General features: G+C 41.4%; 16 protein-coding genes and 1 pseudogene. 8 read left to right on the top strand and 9 right to left on the bottom strand.

Features of this window, described 5'->3' with window-relative positions; all coding sequences use genetic code 11:
- Positions 1 to 11: 11 nt before the first annotated feature.
- Genes ACSLUK_RS02820 through ACSLUK_RS02810 form a run of 3 tightly spaced genes read left to right on the top strand, consistent with a single transcriptional unit; the run spans position 12 to position 2948 of the window.
- On the top strand, positions 12 to 539 hold the full coding sequence (locus tag ACSLUK_RS02820) for a thioredoxin family protein (protein ID WP_448546997.1): 528 nt from the start codon (positions 12 to 14) through the stop codon (positions 537 to 539).
- Between the two features lie 10 nt (positions 540 to 549).
- Entirely contained in the window at positions 550 to 1239 is a 690-nt protein-coding gene (locus ACSLUK_RS02815; protein ID WP_448546996.1) for a gluconate 2-dehydrogenase subunit 3 family protein, read from the top strand.
- Positions 1236 to 2948, top strand: coding sequence for a GMC family oxidoreductase (locus tag ACSLUK_RS02810; RefSeq protein WP_448546995.1), 1713 nt, complete (start codon positions 1236 to 1238; stop codon positions 2946 to 2948). Before ACSLUK_RS02815 ends, ACSLUK_RS02810 begins: the two co-directional genes overlap by 4 nt.
- Here ACSLUK_RS02810 and ACSLUK_RS02805 read toward each other — a convergent pair.
- Positions 2937 to 4085 carry a 2OG-Fe(II) oxygenase gene (locus ACSLUK_RS02805; protein WP_448546994.1) on the bottom strand — a complete coding sequence of 383 codons (1149 nt, stop codon included), beginning with the start codon at positions 4083 to 4085 and terminating at the stop codon, positions 2937 to 2939. The genes ACSLUK_RS02810 and ACSLUK_RS02805 overlap by 12 nt on opposite strands.
- A gap of 145 nt (positions 4086 to 4230) precedes the next feature.
- Between ACSLUK_RS02805 and ACSLUK_RS02800 the strand changes: the two genes are divergently transcribed.
- From ACSLUK_RS02800 to ACSLUK_RS02785, 4 genes are all read left to right on the top strand, one after another.
- Complete coding sequence (locus ACSLUK_RS02800; protein WP_448546993.1) at positions 4231 to 5094, top strand: YicC/YloC family endoribonuclease; 864 nt, start codon at positions 4231 to 4233, stop codon at positions 5092 to 5094.
- Positions 5095 to 5276: 182 nt separating this feature from the next.
- Positions 5277 to 6473: a tyrosine-type recombinase/integrase gene (locus ACSLUK_RS02795; RefSeq protein WP_448546992.1), complete on the top strand. Its 1197-nt coding sequence runs from the start codon at positions 5277 to 5279 to the stop codon at positions 6471 to 6473.
- 1 nt (position 6474) lies between these two features.
- Positions 6475 to 6672, top strand: coding sequence for a hypothetical protein (locus tag ACSLUK_RS02790; RefSeq protein WP_448546991.1), 198 nt, complete (start codon positions 6475 to 6477; stop codon positions 6670 to 6672).
- 299 nt (positions 6673 to 6971) lie between these two features.
- Positions 6972 to 7226, top strand: a complete 255-nt coding sequence (locus ACSLUK_RS02785) for a hypothetical protein (protein ID WP_448546990.1) — start codon at positions 6972 to 6974, stop codon at positions 7224 to 7226.
- Positions 7227 to 7428: 202 nt separating this feature from the next.
- On the opposite strand, the gene ACSLUK_RS02780 is transcribed toward ACSLUK_RS02785, so the two are convergent.
- From ACSLUK_RS02780 to ACSLUK_RS02750, 7 genes and pseudogenes are all read right to left on the bottom strand, one after another.
- The gene (locus ACSLUK_RS02780) at positions 7429 to 7842 is read right to left on the bottom strand and encodes an LIC_13387 family protein (protein WP_448546989.1); all 414 of its coding nucleotides are present in this window, start codon (positions 7840 to 7842) and stop codon (positions 7429 to 7431) included.
- 281 nt (positions 7843 to 8123) lie between these two features.
- Positions 8124 to 8348 carry a DUF2798 domain-containing protein gene (locus tag ACSLUK_RS02775; protein WP_448546988.1) on the bottom strand — a complete coding sequence of 75 codons (225 nt, stop codon included), beginning with the start codon at positions 8346 to 8348 and terminating at the stop codon, positions 8124 to 8126.
- A gap of 57 nt (positions 8349 to 8405) precedes the next feature.
- Complete coding sequence (locus tag ACSLUK_RS02770; protein ID WP_448546987.1) at positions 8406 to 9161, bottom strand: helix-turn-helix domain-containing protein; 756 nt, start codon at positions 9159 to 9161, stop codon at positions 8406 to 8408.
- Position 9162: 1 nt separating this feature from the next.
- Positions 9163 to 9624: a carboxymuconolactone decarboxylase family protein gene (locus ACSLUK_RS02765; protein WP_448546986.1), complete on the bottom strand. Its 462-nt coding sequence runs from the start codon at positions 9622 to 9624 to the stop codon at positions 9163 to 9165.
- Positions 9625 to 9824: 200 nt separating this feature from the next.
- Entirely contained in the window at positions 9825 to 10952 is a 1128-nt protein-coding gene (locus ACSLUK_RS02760) for a helix-turn-helix transcriptional regulator (RefSeq protein ID WP_448546985.1), read from the bottom strand.
- A gap of 1164 nt (positions 10953 to 12116) precedes the next feature.
- Positions 12117 to 12902: pseudogene (locus ACSLUK_RS02755) on the bottom strand (phospholipase D-like domain-containing protein); the annotation flags it as partial.
- Positions 12903 to 13066: 164 nt separating this feature from the next.
- The gene (locus ACSLUK_RS02750) at positions 13067 to 13984 is read right to left on the bottom strand and encodes a nuclease-related domain-containing protein (protein WP_448546984.1); all 918 of its coding nucleotides are present in this window, start codon (positions 13982 to 13984) and stop codon (positions 13067 to 13069) included.
- A gap of 186 nt (positions 13985 to 14170) precedes the next feature.
- On the opposite strand from ACSLUK_RS02750, the gene ACSLUK_RS02745 reads away from it, so the two are divergent.
- Entirely contained in the window at positions 14171 to 18292 is a 4122-nt protein-coding gene (locus tag ACSLUK_RS02745; RefSeq protein ID WP_448546983.1) for a S8 family serine peptidase, read from the top strand.
- 147 nt (positions 18293 to 18439) lie between these two features.
- Here ACSLUK_RS02745 and ACSLUK_RS02740 read toward each other — a convergent pair whose 3' ends face one another.
- The gene (locus ACSLUK_RS02740; protein ID WP_448546982.1) at positions 18440 to 21229 is read right to left on the bottom strand and encodes a collagenase; all 2790 of its coding nucleotides are present in this window, start codon (positions 21227 to 21229) and stop codon (positions 18440 to 18442) included.
- Positions 21230 to 21509: the final 280 nt, after the last annotated feature.

The following is a 21509-nucleotide window of genomic DNA, read 5'->3' as shown; positions in this document are numbered from 1 at the left end:
TTGGGGAAAGTATGAAAGTCTTAGCGACGATATTTATCTTGTTTAGTCAAATGACATGGGCAGCCGTTAATTTGGACACGCTTAATGCGTCACTACCTTTATACAGCAAAGTGTATGACGACAAGCGAGACCCTTTTGCAGATGCTAAAGATGCCATTAGTTTAGCCAATCGAACCGGGCGCAATGTGATCATAGAAATTGGCGGCAATTGGTGTACTTGGTGTCATAAGATGGACGCATTTTTAGCTGAAAATCCAGATATTTATCAGTTATTGCATCAAAAATACGTATTGTTAAAAATCAACGTAAGTGACTCTAATGAAAATGAAGCCTTCATGAAAGGCTTGCCTCCTGTTTTGGGCTATCCGCATATGTATGTGTCGACTGGACAAGGCAAAATGTTGTTATCAAAGGACACGGCAGACTTTTTAACAAATGGCCAGTATTCACGCGAGGCTTGGTTGTCATTCTTGAATAAATGGCAGGCGTCATCTGAGCTTGTATTACCTGTAACACCTAACGTTAACAAAGCCAACTAGAGAGGCACTGATGGAAAGCTTTTTTTCTGAAAACTATACCCCACCTACTTGGCTAAAAAAGAAGTTGTCGCGACGTGGCATGCTAAAATCTGCCGCAGGCATTAGCGCGGTAGGCGCATTACATCATACCCCCATTTCTGCGAAAACCAGCAGTGCTTTTGAACGCGATATTACGCAAGAAACTTGGGCGACGCTCGATGCGGTTTTATTGCATTTGCTGCCAGTGTCGAAAACTGGGCCAAGCGCTCAAGATATTCAAGCAACTTTGTACCTATATAACCTAGTGCACCAACAGCCTACTGCTCAGGACGAAATTGATTTTATTTATAAAGGCGTAGGTTGGCTAAACGGCTACACGAAAAAGCATCTTTCAAGGGCATTTACCGCACTAAATCAAGAAGAGAAAGAAACCACGCTTCGGTCCATTGGTCGCTCACGTGCCGGTGAAAACTGGCTTAGTATGCTGATCAGTAACCTTTTTGAGGCAATGCTCGCGCCACCTAGCTATGGTGGAAATCCAAATGGTGTAGGTTGGCAGTGGCTGGCGCATCAACCGGGTTTTCCATTACCCCCCGAAGGAAAGCGTTACTATGAGTTGCCTAAGCGTAGCAAAGTGAAAGCGCAGAATATTGCCGTAACATTTATTGACGCCGCTCCAGCGCGCACAACAAAAATCAAGAAGAAGGTACGCAAAGCATGACATATGACATTTGCATTGTCGGCAGTGGTGCCGGTGCATCACCAGTAGCTTATACGCTCGCAAATGCTGGTGCCAAAGTATTGGTATTGGAGAAAGGCCCATGGTTAACCGAAAAAGAGTTTTATAAAGACGAATTAGCGATTAGTTTGCGTGATTCATATAACCCAGATTTAGCTGACGAACAGCACGTGATTGAAGAGTTGTATGAACGTGAAAATGGCTCTACATACTGGCATGGCGAACCAACGAGTGAATCTGGTTGGAGTTTTTGGAATGGCAGTGTTGTAGGTGGCTCTTCAAACTTTATGAGTGGCTATTTTCATCGCTTGAAACCAGTTGATTTTAAACTTAAGTCTGAGTTTGGCGCCATTGAAGGCGCTAATATTGCGGATTGGCCAATTAGTTACGATGAATTAGAACCATATTATGCGATGGTTGAGAAAGTGGTTGGCGTGTCGGGCAAGGTGGTAAAGCATCCTCATCAAGAACCACGTTCTACAGATTTTCCTTACCCGCCACTGGCAGAGCATGCTGTTTCAGGTTGGATTGACCAAGCAGCCAAAGAGATTGGCTTTCATAGCATCCCCGTGCCAAGAGCAGTATTGTCTCAGCCTGCTATGGGACGAAATAGCTGTGAATATTCAGGCTATTGCAGCAGCTACGGTTGCTCTTCTGGTGCAAAAGGCAGTGGCCGAGCAGCATTGCTCAATCATGCAATGGCGACAGGGAATTTAACCATAGTCGATAATGCCAAAGTGTATTACCTAGGCACCAATACCAAAGGTGAGGTTAACGCCGTTCACTACTATGACAAGCAAGGCAACAAACAACAGGTTAGCGCGCGTCTTTATGTTGTAGCTTGTCAGGCGATTGAAACTTCTAGACTCTTGCTAGCTTCTAAGAGCGAGAAGTTTCCACATGGTCTAGCAAACAACAATGGGCAGGTGGGTAAAAACCTTGTGTTTAGTGCGGGTGGCACGGGGCGTGGTGACTTCATTATGGATAATTTACCCAAACAACAGCAAGCAGCGCTGAAACAAGTTGGGCCATTTATTAACCGCGCTCTACAAGATTGGTATGAGATTGACGATGAGACCTTTGAGGGAGCCAACAAAAAGGGTAAGGCCAAAGGTGGCACCATTGATTTCCTGTTCTATCAAAACCCTATCGCTCGCGCACAAGGGACACAGTGGGATGACGACGGAGAATTGCTTTGGGGGGAAGCGCTGAAGCAAAGCATGTTAGATGAGTTCACCAGCTATAAAACCCTACGATTTGAAGTGTTTAATGACTGGTTGCCAACCGACGACTGTTTTGTTGCGCTTGATGAAGAGGTTACCGATAAATGGGGTGATCCAGTAGCAAAAGTGCGCATTGGGAGCCATGATCACGACTTGGTAGTAGGCGAATACCTTGCTGAAAAAGGCGCTAAGCTGTTAGAGCAAATGGGCGCCGTAAATATTTCCACATCGGTTAGCAGTGCACCACCAACCAACTTGATGGCGGGCGGCTGTCGATTTGGTGATGATCCCAACACCACAGTACTCAACAAGTATTGTCAGGCACACGAAGTGAGCAATCTATATGTTACCGACGGTTCATTTATGCCCACTGGCGGAAGCGTGCCCTATACCTTTACCATTTACGCAAACGCATTTCGCGTGGCTGAACACATCAAAGCGCGTTGGCAGGCTTCGTTAAAGGTTTAGATCAACCAAGAGTGGTTTGTACGAGGTATCGTTTTGTCGTAACCATTTAGACAACAGCCACTTCTCGCCTGACGTTACGGTAACTCCCTGATGTAAAGAGTGTGGTAGTGGATTAAATTGATTGTCGGTATTTCTAAACACCACTAGTCGCCCTAGCTGTGGAGAGACTTGCTTATCTAATCGTGGAAAAGCGGTTTCACCACCCGCAGCTATTTCATTAAGGTAAATCAGCGCGGTTTTAAAGCGTTGGCTACCGTCTTGTTTGGCGAGGGCCGCCCCCGGATCTTTCGGATGAAAGAAATCATAATGTGCTTTGTATTCTTCGCCAACTTGATAATGGAGTACATTACTCAATTCTCCACATGTCATGGGGACATGCGTAATACCCGCAATTTTCGCCTCAGTATTGAGGAGAATCCAGTCATTCATGTTGGGGGTTAGTTGCGCCGCACTTTTAGTGCGAACACCGCTGGTTTGGCTAGTGCCAGATTCACCATCTACCACTTGCGACCTATTCAAATGATCGGCAGCTCGGTGTATTAACCACTGACAATCAAACGGCGAGATGAAATTATCAACGGTAAGTAATTCAATTTCCTTGGCGACAGTGTTTACAGTCAAAGAGTCAAACGCTGGGCGCGCGAGCAACGAAAAATTGGGTGTTAGTTGCTTGAGTGTACCAACCGATTGCGTAATAGGTAGCTTCTTAAGTAGTTCATTCGACTGGTGTTTTGCCAATAACGCTGCTGCCATTTCAGGTTGTCCACACTGAAAGAATAAACTGACAGCGGCTACAACAGCTGGTTGCTCATTTAATTGACAAGCTTGCTTCAAGTAATCTTGAAATGACAGTGTTAGTTCGGGATGAAAATATAACAACATCGCCATTTTATGATTTGCTAGCGGAACGTTTTTAGCGGCCAAATCATAAAGTAAACCAATACCCTGATTGGGATCTTTACGCATCAAAAAATCTACCTGCGCAAACAAGGCTGGTGGATATTGTTCTGCCAATAATGGCTTGATTGTACGACTGAGTTTCTCAAACTCACCGGCTTTAAAATACAACCGACTCAAGTGTACGGCGGCATTTTTATCACCATTTTCCGCCTGTGCTCGTAAGTTTTCTTCTAGCATGATGTTATTTTAATTGAATACCTCGCTACATATACTAACGCAGTACTACTGATAGCAAAATAAGTCTTTTACGCGAAAGCTGGCGAGATGAGCTATGCTCAGGCATAATCCTTGATTATTGGAAATTTACACCTAAGGTTTACACATGATTCATAGTATGACGGCATTCGCTCGACACGAAGTTAAGGGCGATTGGGGCAACGCAGTTTGGGAAATTCGCAGCGTTAATCAACGGTTTTTAGAAACCTACTTCCGTCTGCCTGAACAATTTCGTTGCATTGAACCGATATTACGCGAACGCTTTCGCAAACAACTGAACCGCGGTAAGGTTGAGTGCAATTTACGTTTCAATCCAAACCCTTCGGCAAAGGGCAAGCTCTCGCTCAATCAAGATTTAGTCAACCAACTGCTCGAACATGCCAACTGGATTAACGAACAAACACTTAATAGCCAAATTAACCCCGTTGAAATTATGCGCTGGCCAGGCGTAATGGAAGCAGAAGAAGCCGATATGGATACGATTCAGGCGGAAATCTTAACGGGATTTGATAAAGCACTCAGTGACTTTGTTGCAGCACGTGCAAGCGAAGGACAAAACATGAAAGCGTTAATAGAGCAACGCTTAGACGCTATTGTAACCGAAGCTGAAAAAGTGAAAACACACATGCCAGCAGTAATTAACTGGCAACGCGAACGCATTCTTGAAAAATTCAAAGACGCTGAAATCGAACTTGATTCAACACGTGTTGAACAAGAGCTCGTACTCTTAGCACAGAAAATGGACGTTGATGAAGAAATCGACCGCTTATTCAGCCATGTAAAAGAAACACGCAGCATCCTGAAAAAAGGTGGTGCCCAAGGCCGAAGACTCGATTTCATGATGCAAGAATTCAACCGCGAAGCCAACACCCTTGGCTCAAAATCAATCAATGCTGATATCACTAATTCAGCTGTTGAACTCAAAGTGTTAATTGAGCAGATGAGGGAGCAGATCCAAAATATTGAATAATGTCCATTTCTGTCCAGGATTCTCCGCTACAGCCCAGTAATACTGGGCTTTTGTTTTTTTAGCGTCCAAATTGTTCTGAATAATTTAGGCCGAAAACTGCAAAAAGTGGTAGTGCGAGTGGTAGTTCGCTCGGCCGAGTCACCAATGTCGTCCAAATACCCATATAAATTTGGAGGATATAAATGTTAACCGAAAGCAAACTAAAATCTATCATCAAAAAGGGCGCCCCCACTAGGGGAATTGCAGATAAAGATGGTCTATTTTTCTCATTAACCCAAGCAGGCTACGCAAGCTTCAAATTCCGCTATCAAATAAATGGCCGACGAGCCATCACCACTATTGGACCATACCCAGCACTTTCGTTGAAAGAGGCAAGACAAAAAGCAATGGCACTTCGCCACCAGCTCGCCAATGATATTGATCCTGCAATGGAAAAACGCAGGGCGGAACATCAAGCAAGGCAAACTTTAGATGCTGTTTTTAAGCACTACTTTGAGACCATCATCGAATCTCGCTATTCACATGCTGAACGTTTGAAGCGGTTATATGAAATGAATTTGCAGCAACCATTAGGTAATCGCTCAATTACTGAGATAAACGGCTTAGAAATTTCCGATGTACTGCAGAAGATTAAAAAAGGCACAAGAACAAAAGCCCCTAGGCCATCGATAGCCAACAAATCCCTCTACTTGCTTAAGGCCTTATTTAAACATGCAGTAAAGCTCGACCTAATACGCCATAACTTAGCTTTGTCATTCACTGCAATGGATGCAGGCGGAGAGGAAAGACCGAAGGACACCTATTTAAACGAAAAACAAATCAAACAGTTTTTCGAAATAGCCGAAGCTGCAGGAACTGCTTTTAGTAGAGATAACTACCTAGCAACCTGTTTGCTGTTTTGTACAGCAACTAGAAAGATGGAACTGCTAGGCGCTAAGTGGGAAGAATTCGACTTTGACGAGCTGCTATGGACAATTCCTGCAGAACGCACAAAACCTCGCCGAGAGTTTTTAGTTCCGCTAACACCACGAGTAATAGGTTGGCTTGATGAACTAAAAGTAAGGGCCTGTAGCAGCGAGTATGTGTTTCCGGCTAGAAAGCAAAGCCGTGTCCCCCATGTTTATCATGATACGTTAAACCACGCATTCAAAGCTCTGAGTTTGCCATTTGCGCTGGCACCACATGATATCCGTAGAACAACAAGGACATTATTGGCAAAACTAGGCGTATCGGATCAGGTAGCAGAAATTTGTTTGAACCATAAACTGCCCAAGATGCAGCATATCTATAACAAATACTCTTTCTTGCCAGAAAAGCGCGAGGCTCTTTTGATGCTAGCTGAAGCATTTTGTGAATGTTTACCGAGTATTGAGAAATAATATGAAACGATTAACGGATAAAAAGTTAGTTGAAACGATCAAGGATTTAAAGCACTGGGATGGCTACCCGCCCACCACTGAATATATCATTCAATCCTTTCCAATGCTTGATGAGCAAATAGTTAAGCGGGCCTTAGTAAGAGCTACAGATAGAAGAAAGATAAGAAAGCAAGGTAATCATTGGTACTCACGTAACTAAGTGGGAATTGAACTTTAATTCAGTTAGCTAGTAGACATTTTTAGCAAAGTGTCTACTAGCGCGATTAGGGAAAGGAGCGTGTTAGATTATTTCATTGGGAACACTCAGAGAGTGAGTAAATTGGTTTAACTGTATTTACGTGCATAAGTCTTAACTTGAACTTACAGATTAGAACAATAGGACTCGATCAAATCTGACAGTCGCTACTTGCGACTTCAAGATAGTTATACTAGCAATTTTAATTATGGCGAATCGGCCATAATTAAAGAATCAGTTTTGAACAAAAGATGCAGAACTCTATGACCATAAAATCAATTAAGTCTAAACAAGAACTTGAAAATGCACTCAAGCGAGTTGATGAACTGATGGGTGTAGCTGAAAAAAACACTCCCGAAGGAGAAGAACTGGAATCACTTACTGACATAATCGAAGCTTATGAAAGTCAATTGTTAAACGATGATAAATCATGGGACAGTTATTTTAATGCAAAGCCAGCTAAAGATTTCCCATCCAGAGGTAATCAAGACCAGCAGGAAAGAGAAGATTTTGACTAGTTCCATTTTGGAACTACCCAGTATCACGAGCCAATTTAGCAATTTGCATTTTTTGCAATTTGGTTAACGTTTCTAGTTCGTTCTAAGCCGTACTTCGCCAAAGTGCCAATAACGGACATTCCTAACGCTTACATGCTTGGTTAAATTCATATAGAGAAGCGGAACAGAGCCAAGTGTTTTCAATCCCGCATTTAATCAGTTGTTATGTTTTGATTAACAGTAAAGCGCCTACAAAACATAACGTAGACAAGAGAATGCCCCAAAAAGGAACTTTAAACCAATAACTTTTTGCTAAAAATAAATATGAAAAACCAACAATAGGGGGTAATACAACAAACCAATTATTATTGGCAAAAAATTGAAAATGTGAGAAAGCTAAGGGGATGTAAATTGCTGCAAAAAATATTGCACCTAGACTATGACTAGCGTTAAACCCTACCCATGCACGCCAAATGGTCGTTTCTTTAGTAAGGACTGGAGAAGTGCTGCTCATTTCTGCAATAACATCAGATTTAAACGGATTAAACTTATTAGTGAAGAAAGTATAAAAAAGGTGAACAAAACCAAGCATACCGAAAATTGATGCTCCAATAATTAGTAGTACCTGTGAAATCATATCTAACCCCTTTAAAACTTTTAATCCCCAACAAGGAGATGATAATTGGTATGTATGGATAATAATCTCACCAAACTTAAAGTGTTTTATTCTCCTTCCATTTTTTAAGCCTTCCTTTTAATGCTAAAATGCAAACTACATATCTCGTATAGTTAACTACCTCTCAAGTCCGTTATCCAATAAACAAAGACTCGAAGCCTAGTTAGCAGTCAACAAATAAATAGCGATGATGAGTGGCTAACAAGCAAAGCCAATCATATGTTGAACTCCTAGCTGTAATGTTACTTTGTCATTTTCTCAGCTAATTTAGAAGCAATTGGAGTAAACAAAAGCGTTAATGGAAGAGCTATAAGAAATACAAACACAAAAGCTTTCCCCCAACGAAATAAGAAGTCATCAACAAAACCAATGTTGATTAGGGTCACAATTCCCGACATACAACCGCCCATGAAAAAAGCCATAAACGTAGCCATAACTACATGAAAATACTTCTTAGAAACTTTCATTTAATCACCTAAACATATAATACTTACACCAATGAAAACCCAAAAGTCCATAAGCCCTCAAACTTGTCCTGGTGTTGTGGAGGCAATACTACGACACTCTCGTGTCATATGAGCCTGATCACTGTAGCCAAATCGTTGCGCAACATCAGCTAGATCCACATTTTGCTGCTGTCGTATAAAACTAATAGTTTTTTGCATTCGTAAAATGCGTTGGAAACGTTTTGGTGTCATCTTCAACCATAACTTAAAAAGGCGCTCTATCTGTCGTTGGCTTAAGTCATTGTTATTACTAAGTTGCCCTGGAGTTTTATTTTGTTTGATACATTCCATTGCTTTTGCCAGTGAATCCGGAATCATGTTGTTAAAATCTAAATTCTTATCTACCCAAGAATATATAGCTTCAACCAGGCTTCCGTTATCTTTTAAGCTCCGGAGATTAAAATAAACTTGGTAGAGGTTATAACGCTGATCTTGTTCCGGTGACAATAGTGTCGGCTTGTCGAAATGTTGCCCTATGACACCATAACCACTTGCCGGATGAAAGCGAATACCTGCGAGCCGAGTTCCTGACGGTATAACGATATGCTCCGCCTTTTTGTGTATTGGCAGCATGATAACCCCTTCCGGTAAAATTTTATCACCAATTTTCACCTCGCCGGAGAGATTAAAAATAATTCCACTACCTGCGTCAGAGAACAAGCGTTTTACTACATCCCCCGGTTGAGCTACGGACGCAGACCATATTCCCTGTATAAAAGTAGAAAGCCGTCCCGAGGGCTGGAATAGTTCAAAATCTAGTGTTGGCTTACTCAATTTATTGTGGTTTATAACTGCCTACCTCTGGTTTAAAAGTTTTGGCTATCCGGTTCCAACTGTTAATGGCATTAAGAGCAATAGTCAAATCCACCACAGCTTTTTCACCTAAGAATTCTACCACTTGCTCATAGCGTTGTTCATCCACTGATTTACCCGAAGTTAAATGTTCAGCCCAGTCTAATACTATGCGCTCTGTCAGTGAGTATAATGGGATATCTCGCCAAGCGCACAAACCCAAAATACGCTCCTGTGTTTCACCTTGGCTCAACATTTCTTTACTGTGCATATCTATACAAAATGCACACTGGTTAATCTGTGAGACCCTTAGCTTAATCAATTCCCAAATAGAGGTCGTGATAGTTGGGGAAGTATTGAACTGCTCACGCAGATAGCTTTCCTGTTTCATCAATATCTGTATTGCAGTGGGTGCTAAATCGAAGTAGTTTGCCCGTAAAGCCATGTATTATCTCCTCAATAGTTAGTTACTGAAGATAAGGTAGCTTTTAACTCAAAGGAAGTATTGAATATTTTCGACACAAATTCTATTAACGCTAGATACTTATCATAGTCGTTATCCATTTTATATCTAGATTCAGCAGAGAAGGCCTCATATAGAACATAAAGGGGTTATTTAAAACCATTAAAAGAGCTAAAAAGGTTTCACTCCTTAATCGCCTTTCGAAACTGGCTCGGCGTTTTGTTTGTATATTTCTTAAACACCTTATTAAAGCTAGATTTAGAATTAAAACCGCAATCAAAAGCAATATTTATTAAGTTCTCATGTAAAGGTCGTGTTTTTATTTCTTTAATAACCGCTTCAACCCTTAACTGGTTTATTAATTCATAAAAGCTCCCTGCCGAATGAAAAGTTAACAACTCAGACAATTGATGCCTTGTAATTTCAAGCTTCTCTGCAAGATACAACTGATTAAACTCTGGTTGTAGATAGAACTTATTTGTATTGAGTTCGTGATCGAGCTTTCTTAATAGTTTTCTTTGTTCAATCGTTGGGTCTGATAACTTTGAAGCAATTTCACTGACCTTGGTAGTGTCTTTAGGTGTCGAAATAGCAACAGGTCTTCCTGTTCGCATCAACAAAACCGTAATAGCAAAGACGCCAACCACGGTAGACAAATTACTATAGGCAAGTAGAACCGGTGATTTCTCCAAATTTAATATTACGGCAACAATTGATACGACAAATACGCTAAACATCATCAAATAAGAAATTATCAAAACCAATAACAGCCAATAGATATGATTCGTAATATTTTGTTCTTTGTGTTGTAACCAAAATTTAAAAGCAACCCAGCTACAAAAGCCTAAATACAGGCAAAAATGTAACGCGGTGGTGAGTGGTACAATTGAAAATCGCTCATCGAACGGTAAATTTGGTGCTTGTTGTAATTGAGTCGTTTGCACTTCTACGAACGACGTTAACTCGTGTGGGGAAATAACAATGTGTATAAGAGCATAAGAGAAAAACGGTAGAAAATGTAAAAAATACCCTTTAGTAACTCTATACTCTGAATTTGTCATTTTTAATGTAAAAATCATTAAAAGTGGGCCAAGCAATAAATAACTATTAAGACTCTCCCATATTGTCAGAAATAACATGGAGGCATCAAACAAACCACTATCAACATAAAAATTGACACACATATTTATTGAAAGTAGTAAGAGAAAAATCGCTAGACTCCGACCTGGGCCAGGTACACTAAAAAGGTATAATGCGAGTATCATTCCTTGAATAAACCCTAACGCTACTAAATTACTAAAACTAAACAAAACATCTCCTAACTTGTAGCCGTGCTCACGCCCTAACTGGCCAATTTACACCTAAACAGACAAACTATAAACCCATAACAATCAGACGGTTATGAAAAAGCATCTAATTTTAGGAATACATCGGCCCATTTCAACGCAACTCCATAAACTCGAACCTAGCATATTGTTCATCACTTTCAATAGGAGAAACATATGAAAACAAAAGTTGAATTAGTATTAAGTTATATAGTTTTTGCAATTGCGTTAATTTATGGCATCACGATATTTATCCAATTAGGCTTTAAATTTACACCGGCTCAGATGAGCTATCCAGGGATGGTCATAGCATTTTTAATTTCCTGCACACTCAATATAGTCAAACTGAAAGAAGATTCTGTGAGCAAGAACCTCCATTTTGCGTCTGTATTTTCTAACACCTTAACTTTCTGCTACGCGGCTTTTTTTGTAATACAAGATCCCTGGATTGGGAAAGTAATAACGACCGTGTTGATGGGCCTTATTTTAATACTATCAATTCTAAAAATACCGTACATTGTAAGACAAGTTAACAACTTGCCGTCATCGGTGAGCTGATAATTAAAACATATACAGCGTAAAGTGGTTGTGGAAGAGCCACATAATTTACGGCAACGGCAAAAGAGCAAACCATTGGGGCCACCTCTTTACAGGGTATTGCCAATACCTCTAAAGCCTACTTTTTCCTTATAGAAGTCTCAACTTAATCAGCCAGATTTAAAATATTCATCATAATTAAATCTGGCGTTAAAAGCCCCTTGAGTGCCAGAAGCGGACGGTTGTAACGCCCGCTTTAAGTGGCGAGTGTTTGTTGGCAAATATTGCAGCGAAGCGGAACCGAGCCAACTGCTAGAAATCAGATTTTAATGCTTTGTTGTATGCTATCAAATAGTCAAAAATCTTATTTGTAATGGCTTCTAACTTTTGGTGAGTATTTCCACCAGCGATGTTTGTGACGATGAAAATACCTATATTTTTCTTCGGATAAATGGCAAGCCAACTAGAGGTGCCCATTGAACCGCCACTTTTATATAGAGTTTGTTCATTTGAATCATATTTATATGTATTCCAGGAAAATGCCATACCATGACCCGTCCAATTTTCATCCAGAAGTTGATGAGAAAAAGCCACCTCAGGTTCTGTGGATAGTTGATGTTTGATCTTTAAATTCCACTCAAGGCCACTAGTTAAAGCGGAGTGAGATAAAATAGATGACCCAATATAACCAGTATTAAAACCGGTATTGCGCAAAAACAAATAACTTTTAGCGTGCAGTCGCTCGCGTTGTGTATTGTAGCTAAGCTTAACTTCAGTATTTGGTAATGATGCTAAAAACTCAACCGCTTTAGCATCGGTAGCACCCATGTATGATGTAGTGATGATTTTTAACTGTTTGCCACTGCGAGTGAACTCTTCCAATTCATTACGGAAGATACGAATGCCAGCCCACTTAATAAACGATACGAGCCAATAAATGGTATCTGATGATCTAATTTCCCTTTTTAGCTCGCTTTCCAAAGATAAGCCCGCATTACTACCACAGAACAACTCACTTTGAGTTAACCCTGTTAACGGGAAAATATCTTCGACATACTTCTTTAAATCTGCAGCAACTGGATTTTCAATCTCATATAGAGCGGTAAGTATTTTAGCTTGCCCTTCAAGCAAGTTTTCATCAAAAAACTCATCATCTTGTAGTTTATCTTTAAGCCATAAAATTAGCTGATTTGATAACTCTATTTGACGTTGAAGCTGTTCATCTCCAGAGGGCAAAGCATTTACCGCATATTCAATTACGCGACTTAGGAAACGAGATAACCATACTGCCGCTTCCGGCTGTTCCAGAATTCGTTCACCGATAAAAAACTGATCGTGATTTAAACGTCCTGAAATTAGGTTGGTGATAAGTTGTTCGTATATACCTGTTTGATTCATTGAATGAAGTTACCGCTGCCTTGCTCAATACAGACAATACACTGAATAACACATCATTTGAATGCAAAACAGTGATGATTATTACTTGTTTTTCTTAGTTAAGCTTCAAATTTACAAAGAGTTTTTAAACTGTTCGAGAACCATGGACGAGGCAATCGAAATTATCAATCTGTCTGTATTATGAGTGTAGAATTACTACAATCGAAACAATTTAAAGAGTAATTAGATTTTCGTTTTGCGACCTTCGTGTTGGCGCTTTGACAGTGTGGGCAGGTTGTTTTCATTGACGTATTGGTGTCGCATTCCGAGCAATTCACATAGTAACCATATCGGCCATATTGAGCTGATAATTTTATAGATTCACCACATTTTTTGCATTTGATATTTGATTCTAACGGACCGGTTTTAGGGGAATCCTTTGTTTTGACATTCGGTGCTGGTTGTATCGAACCAAGTAAGAAAGATGATATTGAATCTAGTTCACTCCTACTAAAGTCAGGTCGAGTATCAAACGTCAATGTGCTTACCACTTTATTCTTTAAATTCATTAGGCTATTTACTTTGTCAGCTAAAAATTCTGATTTAACGATTTGATTTGAAATTGCTTTCGGCATGGATTCTCGCTCAATAATCGAGTTACTTGAAACAGCACATAGATTATGCCAACAGCGCATGCCAAAAGATTGCTGCCTTATACCAAATAATTTAGGCAAGATGCTTGCACGGTGCTCGTAAAGATACTCTCTAAAGAGTTTTTGTTGTAACTCAACTTGTTTGATGGGAGATGGCATGCCAGTCCATTTTTTCCCTATACTTCTTGTCCATTCCCCGAACTTGTTAACTTTCACTTCACCGCTAATGCTTTTTGATTCAATAAGAATGAAACCAAACGGATAGATAATTAGATGGTCGATTTGTGCATTTTCGTCATTATGAGAAAAGCTAAAGTCATTAATTACTAAAACTTGTTCATGATCTTTGAAGGCTCGTCGTAGATAAAACGCAACGTCTTGCTCTTGCTGTTGACCAGCTATAGACGTTGGTGTTTTAGCATTGATTAATTGCTTGTCCTTTAGAATCATCGTTACTTCCATTTAGTCAAAATACAATCACTAGCCATCTTAAAACAGTACGCTGCATTTCTTAAGTAATTTTTGAATCACCCTCAGTTGATAGCGAGTGACACCAACTTGAATTAATTGTTAATACATTTTCAATTTGCTAACATTCCTGCCTTTATTTTCCCCAGTTTTTTGAAAAGGATTTTTATGCGAATCTCGCGTAGTTATTTCTCCTTAGTGATTGCTTCGTTAATCGGTGTCAGTACTTCGGTTAGTGCGTCATCAGTTACAGCTAATGCCGACAAGTTTGGTGTGAACAAACATCAGAAAAAGATGCCTGAGCATGGTTTAACGAGAGTTAATCAGCAGGCCAGCGAGAGTAAACATTTTCTTACCTATCAAGACAGCATTGCTAAGGCCAAAGAGTCTTCGCCATCATCGATTCGCGTTATGTTGGAAATGGAAGCGGCCAGCATGCATAAGCAACATCGTGTTGCTAAAAAGTCTCGTGGTACACAAGCTTTTAGCGCCAAAAGTGTTCAGCAGAATATTCAAGTGGCGCAGCAAGAAGTAATTGCGCGTATTGAACACCAAAAAATTAGTGCGAAAGTTGTTCGTCGATTTTCAAAACTTTACAACGGTATTGTGGTTAACACGACTGAGCAGGAGCTAACAAAGTTACGTGCAATCAGCGGTGTGAAAAAGCTCCATGTGTTACGCGATAAAGTGCCGCATCTGGCGGAATCTGTTGGGCGCATTGGTGCTGATAACGTTTGGGCGATGAAAGATGCCAATGAAAAATCAATTACGGGTCAAGGGGTAACCGTTGCCGTTATTGATACAGGTATTGACTACAATCATAGCGATCTTGGCGGTTGTTTTGGTGAGGGATGTAAAGTCGCTGGTGGCTACGATTACCTTAATGGTGACGATGATCCGATGGACGTTCATGGCCATGGTACACACGTAGCGGGAATTATAGCGGCTAACGGTAGCATGACGGGGGTTGCTCCGGCAGCAACCTTATATGCTTACAAAGTGTGTGATTACACTTGTCCACATGAGGCAATACTTGCCGCGATTGAGGCCTCAGTCGATCCAGACGGCGATCCTGCAACTGACGATGGTGTGGACATTGTGAATATGAGCCTTGGCGGTCCTGGCGCTATTGACGATCCGTTGAATATTGCGGTCAATGAAGCGTCTGCATCAGGCACGTTATTCGTAATTTCTGCGGGTAATGAAGGAGAGTCAGGGTTTCAAACGGTTGGTTCGCCAGGCAATGCTGAAATGGCATTAACGGTGGGTTCAACAGAGAAGAATGATACTCTGTCTTCTTTCAGTTCATTAGGACCGGTACTTACTGAAAACTTCCAGAAGCCAGAAGTTGTTGCACCTGGCGGACAAATAAATTCACTAGCTCCGGGGCAGAGCGTCGCTAACCTAAGCGGTACATCAATGGCGGCACCACATGTTGCTGGTGTTGCGGCTTTAGTTAAGCAGGCAAAGCCTACACTGAATGGTCAAGAGATCAAATCCATTATCGCGGCTACGACAGATCCGCTAACCATGCCTTACAGCAAAGTAGGTGCTGGTCGTGTAAATGCGTTGAAGGCCGTAGAGTCTGTCGTGATAACCTCCAAGCATCAACTAATGATGGGGCGTATTGATCGTAATCTTGACCAGTGGAGCGCTAGTCAAACTGTCACTATAACCAACCAGTCGAATGAGGCAGTTTCCATCCAGACATCGTTCACTAATAATTTAGGCAGCGCCGCACAGTATAGTCATAACTTAGCAAACCCTCTCACTTTAGCTGCTAATAGCAGTATTGAAGTTGAAGTAAGTGTTACTATCAACGTTGGCGATTTAGCGAATGCTGAAGCTTATACCCATAACGATGTGTTCTCGGTAATGGTAGGTAAGCAAGAATATAACCTACCGATTGTATATCTTGATGCGTTCAAGTTTGGTTGGTCAGCATCTGAGTACCCAAGAAGCGTTTGGTTACATAATCTTGAAGGTAAAGGCTCGTTCTTATCAGAATACTATAACAATGCTGAGCACTATGTTTTGCCTGGCAGATATGTGCTGTCTTCGGTCTTTGATAAGGAAGACAAGGTTGCATGGGTTGCGCAAACGTTTGAAGATGTAAGCCAAGATACGCAAGTTGAAGTAAACTCTACTGACGCTAGTCATAAATTACAAATAACATCGTTTATTGACCATACCGGTGCAGAAAAACCAGTGGAAGCGCTACAAGGCTCTGGTATGTTTGTAGAGTTGGCGCATCCTGCATCTAGAGAGCGACATGCGCAGTTTTTTAGGACTAGTTCTGACTTTCAAGACAACGGCTTGTTTACGCGTAAGCCTATTTATGTATCAACGTTAAGTGATGAGTTTAAACTCAATTATTCTCTGATTTATGGGGATACCACGACATACAGCTATGATTATCACCTTTATGTACACTCGATGAGTCAGAATGTTATTAATGGTGATATTGACATCGCGCTCGATGGTAGTTCGGCCTCACAAGTGACAATCAATACATCGGCTAATAATATTTTAGGTGACAAAACAAATTGGACATTATTAGCATCACTGGACCTTGGTGAATACAAAGCACCGAGTGGATGGTATACCTCAGGTGCAGGGCTAAGTGGCCCTGAAGATTTAGGCTCAGTTGATGGCGCTTCTTATTTGGCAGATGATTCTAAATTAACCGTTCATGGAAATGTCTTTGATAGTGATCGATTCGGAAAATACGATGTTTCGCTTTATCAAAATATATCTAATGGCGCAATCAGCACGCTCGATTTTTCTTTTGCAGAGCAGGGGATTGTCTACAATGGTAAAACCATTGAACAGCTCAATTTGAATGGTGAAGCGCTATGGCCATCAACATCTTTTCATGTGTGGAATGCAGAGATTAATGGCTGGACAACCATGAAAGGACAATTGCAGACTACTTACCCTCAGGAATTGGTTACATCATGGTCAGGTATTTGTGAAGACACGATTTTTTATCGTTCTTCAAATGTCGATCTCAAAATTCCGAGTCTTTATCATGAAGCGTGTAACAAGGTTCAAGTATTTGCCGAATACAATAATTTCTTTATGGGCAATGCTTATCTTTCGCGTGCTACACATCAGGCTGTCGTTGACGCTTATTCGCCTTATGTGCAATTTTTAGAAATCGCACTCAATGATGTGGTCAGCCAAGGTGTGACTGGTAGCACGACATTTGATATGCGTTTTAACATTCATCAAGATTATTATCGAGAAGGCATGTTGTCGGCCTATATCAATTATCAAGGAGAGTGGCAGGCGATTGAGGTCGCAGAAGTCTCACATGGCACTGACTGGAAAACCGAAGTGACATCACAAATTGCCCTACCTGCACTAGATGAAGCACATGTAACGTCATTAAAACTCGTAGTGGGAGATGTAAGCGATCCTTATCACACGTTAGTCATGACTAATGCGTTTGTATTGGGTGGAAGCAAGGATGACATTATGCTCATCGACCGTGACAACGACGGCATCGCTGATGGTATAGATACCGACAAAGACAATGACGGTATTCCAGATGATATCGAAATTATCAACGGATTAAACCATGTTGATGCAGTAGACGCTGCGCTTGATCTAGATAACGATGGCGTTACCAATATTGCAGAATTTAACAATGGTACTCCAATAGCCTTTGTGGAAAGCTCTGAAGATAGTGATGGCGATGGTATTGTCGACCTTGTTGATGATTTTCCCTATGACCCTAGCGAATACAAAGATACTGACGGTGATGGCATTGGCAATAATGCTGATACCGATGACGATAATGACGGCGTGGACGACGGATGGGATCAGTTTCCTGAAGACCCAAGTGAGTCAGTGGATACCGATTGGGATGGCATAGGCAACAATGCGGATGTTGATGATGACAACGACGGCGTACTTGATGAAAACGACGCGTTCCCATTAGATGCCACTGAATGGCTAGATACCGACAGTGATGGCATAGGCAACAACACAGATACCGACGATGACAATGACGGTGTTGAAGACAGTGCTGATGCTTTTCCGTTAGATGCCAGTGAATCGGTTGATACTGACAACGACGGCATAGGCAATAACGCGGATACTGACGATGACAACGACGGTGTGCCAGATAGTACAGACGCCTTCCCTTTAGATGCTTCTAGGTCTACCAATACAAGCAACGGTAATAACAATCAAAATAACGACGCTGGCGGCTCAGGTGGCGGTAGCTTTAATATGCTTATTATGGCTTTGCTTTTAATTGGCATAAGACGTAAATATTGTTAGCAACTGATTGCTGAAATTAGCTAAGCTCAAACATTAAAAAAGCCTGTGATGACAATAATCACAGGCTTTTGTTTGAATTGAGGTTTCAATAGTAATACGTCAAGTACTTGCGGTGGAAACCTTTGCTAAGTATAACATGAGGCTAATTTATCTACATCCGGCAGTGTCAAAATCCACTACCATCGAAGCGCCTGCTCCCGCTCCCGATATTTTGATGTAGCCCCAATATTCATTCAAATTAGCAACGTAGATACATTCACTGTTATCGCTATTGTAGGATGAATCGTGATGATTAGAGCCATTTGGCCAGCCAGCGTTGCTGAACTCAATATCGAAATTTCCTGTCCCATTGCCCATCGTAATAGCAATACTCGAGTGGCCACTTATATCCGCTACGCTAAACCACATAGGTCCTGAATCCCCTAAACAGATTGGCGTATCAGCTTCTACTCTACCATTAGTGCGAGAACCTTGTGTTGCACAGGCATCAGGTACCTGACCCGTACGGTAACTTGCCAGTAAATTGGTTTCGTAGCTGTTGTAACCTCTTACCATAACGTAGTAAGTACCCGCTTGAACCGTAGTTATAGTACAGGTTTCTTCATTGCCTGTTTTGTACGGGCGACAGTCAAATTCTGTACGCGTTGGTGCTTGTCCGTACATCACATAAAGGTCCGCATCGCCTGTACCACCCGCAATTTGGAACGACAATTCTGAAGCGCCTTCAGGCACCGTCAGTGTATAAATAGTTTCAGAATTTTGATCACCAGCAATGGCTAAGCTAACACCATTTTGCAATGAATTGCCGCTATTATCTGTAATGGTGACTGCCGCATTTGACGTAGCTGTTAATCCGCCATCATCTGTTACCGTTAAGGTTGCTGTGTATGAACCAGCATTGTTGTATTGATATGTAGGGTTAGCTTCAGTGCTTGAACCGCCATCACCAAAATTCCAATCATAGCTGACGATACTGCCGTCGCTATCAGACGATCCTGCACTGGAGAAGTTAATATCTGTATTTAGTGCTGCATTGTATGGCCCATTGGCTAATGCTGTTGGCGCTACATTGTCGGGCGTGCCGTTGGCTAATTCTTGCGTCCAGGTAGTAAACTCATTGCCGTAGTTACTTGCCCACGTGTTCATTCGAGCTTTATAAGCGCTCCAATTGCCTGCACGGGTTTCTGCCAGCATCGCTTTTACTTCAGAAAAGTGGCGCTCAAACATAAAGCGTACCGCTAAATAGCCCCAGCGATAGATGCGGTCTTGATCGAAGCCGTCATAGGTAGTGTCGAATACCGCGCTCAGTGTAAAAGTAGAGCCGTCACTGATGGTGTCGATGGCTGCTTGATTATCATTTTGCTTAGAAACATATTCAGCAACACCTTCTGTCCACCAAACGATAGCCTCAGTTGGGGCATTGAAATCCCCGTATAAGTCGAAACGACCGTCAAGGTAATGGACATATTCGTGTTCTAGATTCCAAACATAATGATCAGGCTCAGCGTAGTTGGCCTCGTAGGCAACAAAATTTGGGACATTGCTAGGGTTTGACGGATCACCTTCTAAATACATGCCGCCATTATTGGTGTTTATGCCAAAAATATGACCTGCGTACTTGCCGTAGTCAGTTGAACTATTGAAGATATTGACCTGAAGCTGGCTGTTGTTATCGTCAGCTACGGCTTGGTTGTTAGTTTCCAAGCGATCATGGAAGTAAGTTTCTTCGGCTGCCATTTTGGCACATGCTGAGTTTTGTTGAGTAGCAGTTAACTCCTGAGAACGAATCTTAATGGTGGGGCTACACACATGCACTTGAGAAAGTACCTGTGACTCTAGTTCTTCTTTATAACCACAAATTCCAAAATCGTTGCAATCACCGTGGTAACTCGCGGTGTCCGCTGCACCTAACCATACGGCATCGCCAAAGCCATACGACTGATAAGATGAATTAAAAATAGCGGAAAGGGCTGTGTTTACTGCTGGTTGAATACTGCCATTGGTGTATTGTTTGAGTCGGCCTAATTCTCTTGCAGCGTTAGCTATCAAATATTCTGAGTCACTGTCGATCATCCAGCTTTTCAGAGAAAAGTCTTTCAGAAGATTAACGAGTTCTGTGTCATTTTGTACAAGCGTAATGAAGTTGTCGTTCCACTGGCCACGAAACAGAATAGTGAAAATACCATTTACCGCGCTGCGCATGTTCCATTTGCTGGCATAACTTTGATTCCAACGGCTTAGCCATTCTTTTACCACTGGTAGATAAGCATCTTGCTGCTCAGAGCTGTCCATCGCGATAATTACTTCACCCAACGTTTTGCCGTGAGCATCGTTGTCTTGATAGAAGTTAGCGTTGGCAACAAATTCGTCAATGGCTTCTTTCACCGCAGGTGCAACCCACGAAGCATGCGATAGATCGTCATTGTAAAATGCTGAAAAGAAACCTGCACGCAGGTACAAGAACATACCTTCAATGTCTTGATCACCACCACCGGCGTAATTTTTTGACAAATCCTTTACGTGTTTGGCAACGGCGTACATATTGTTTGAATCAAAAGCGCTAACTTGAACACTTGAAGAGGCATTGAACAGTTCGTTGATACAAGACGGGCCTTGCGCTTTAAGTTCGCTAATCAATGCATTTGAATCAGACGTGGCAAAAGTAGTTACATCACAGGTAATTGCTGCTGATGTTGTCGACTGGCTCTTACTCAGTTTCTTAAGGTGTCTTATATCTGGATTATGCTTGGCGAGATCCTGATGACCGTTATCGGCGCGTTGCGGTGTTGGTGCTCTATTATCTTTTTCTGTCGGTATGCCATGGTCATGTTTTTCAATGGCTATCGCCTGTTGGGGCGGGGTTGATAGGTGTTGCGCATTGACCGACGTACTAGCCAATAAAACGCAGCTCGCTGCTACTACTTTATTAAATTTCATAACTTACCCTTGAGTTTCCAAAAATTGAATGAGTTTTTATTGTTTTAGTTGGATTATTAATCCCACCTTAATCAGTGAGTGATTAAAAAGTAGCACATGAATTATATTGTATACAATATATGTGTTGCGTTTTTGTTACAATTGGCTGTTATTTAAGCGAATTTAATTTAAAAACTTATTAACATTTCGGGTGGTTAACGCAGAGAGTGGGAGTTTAATTGACTAAAAGCAGAAGTGATTTGGCCAGCAACAAAATGCGACTGGCCAAGATTAAAGGTTA

It is taken from the genome of Thalassotalea fusca (genome assembly GCF_053485835.1).
Note: the sequence above shows the minus strand (reverse complement) of the source record. Positions and strands in the feature narration are given on the sequence as shown.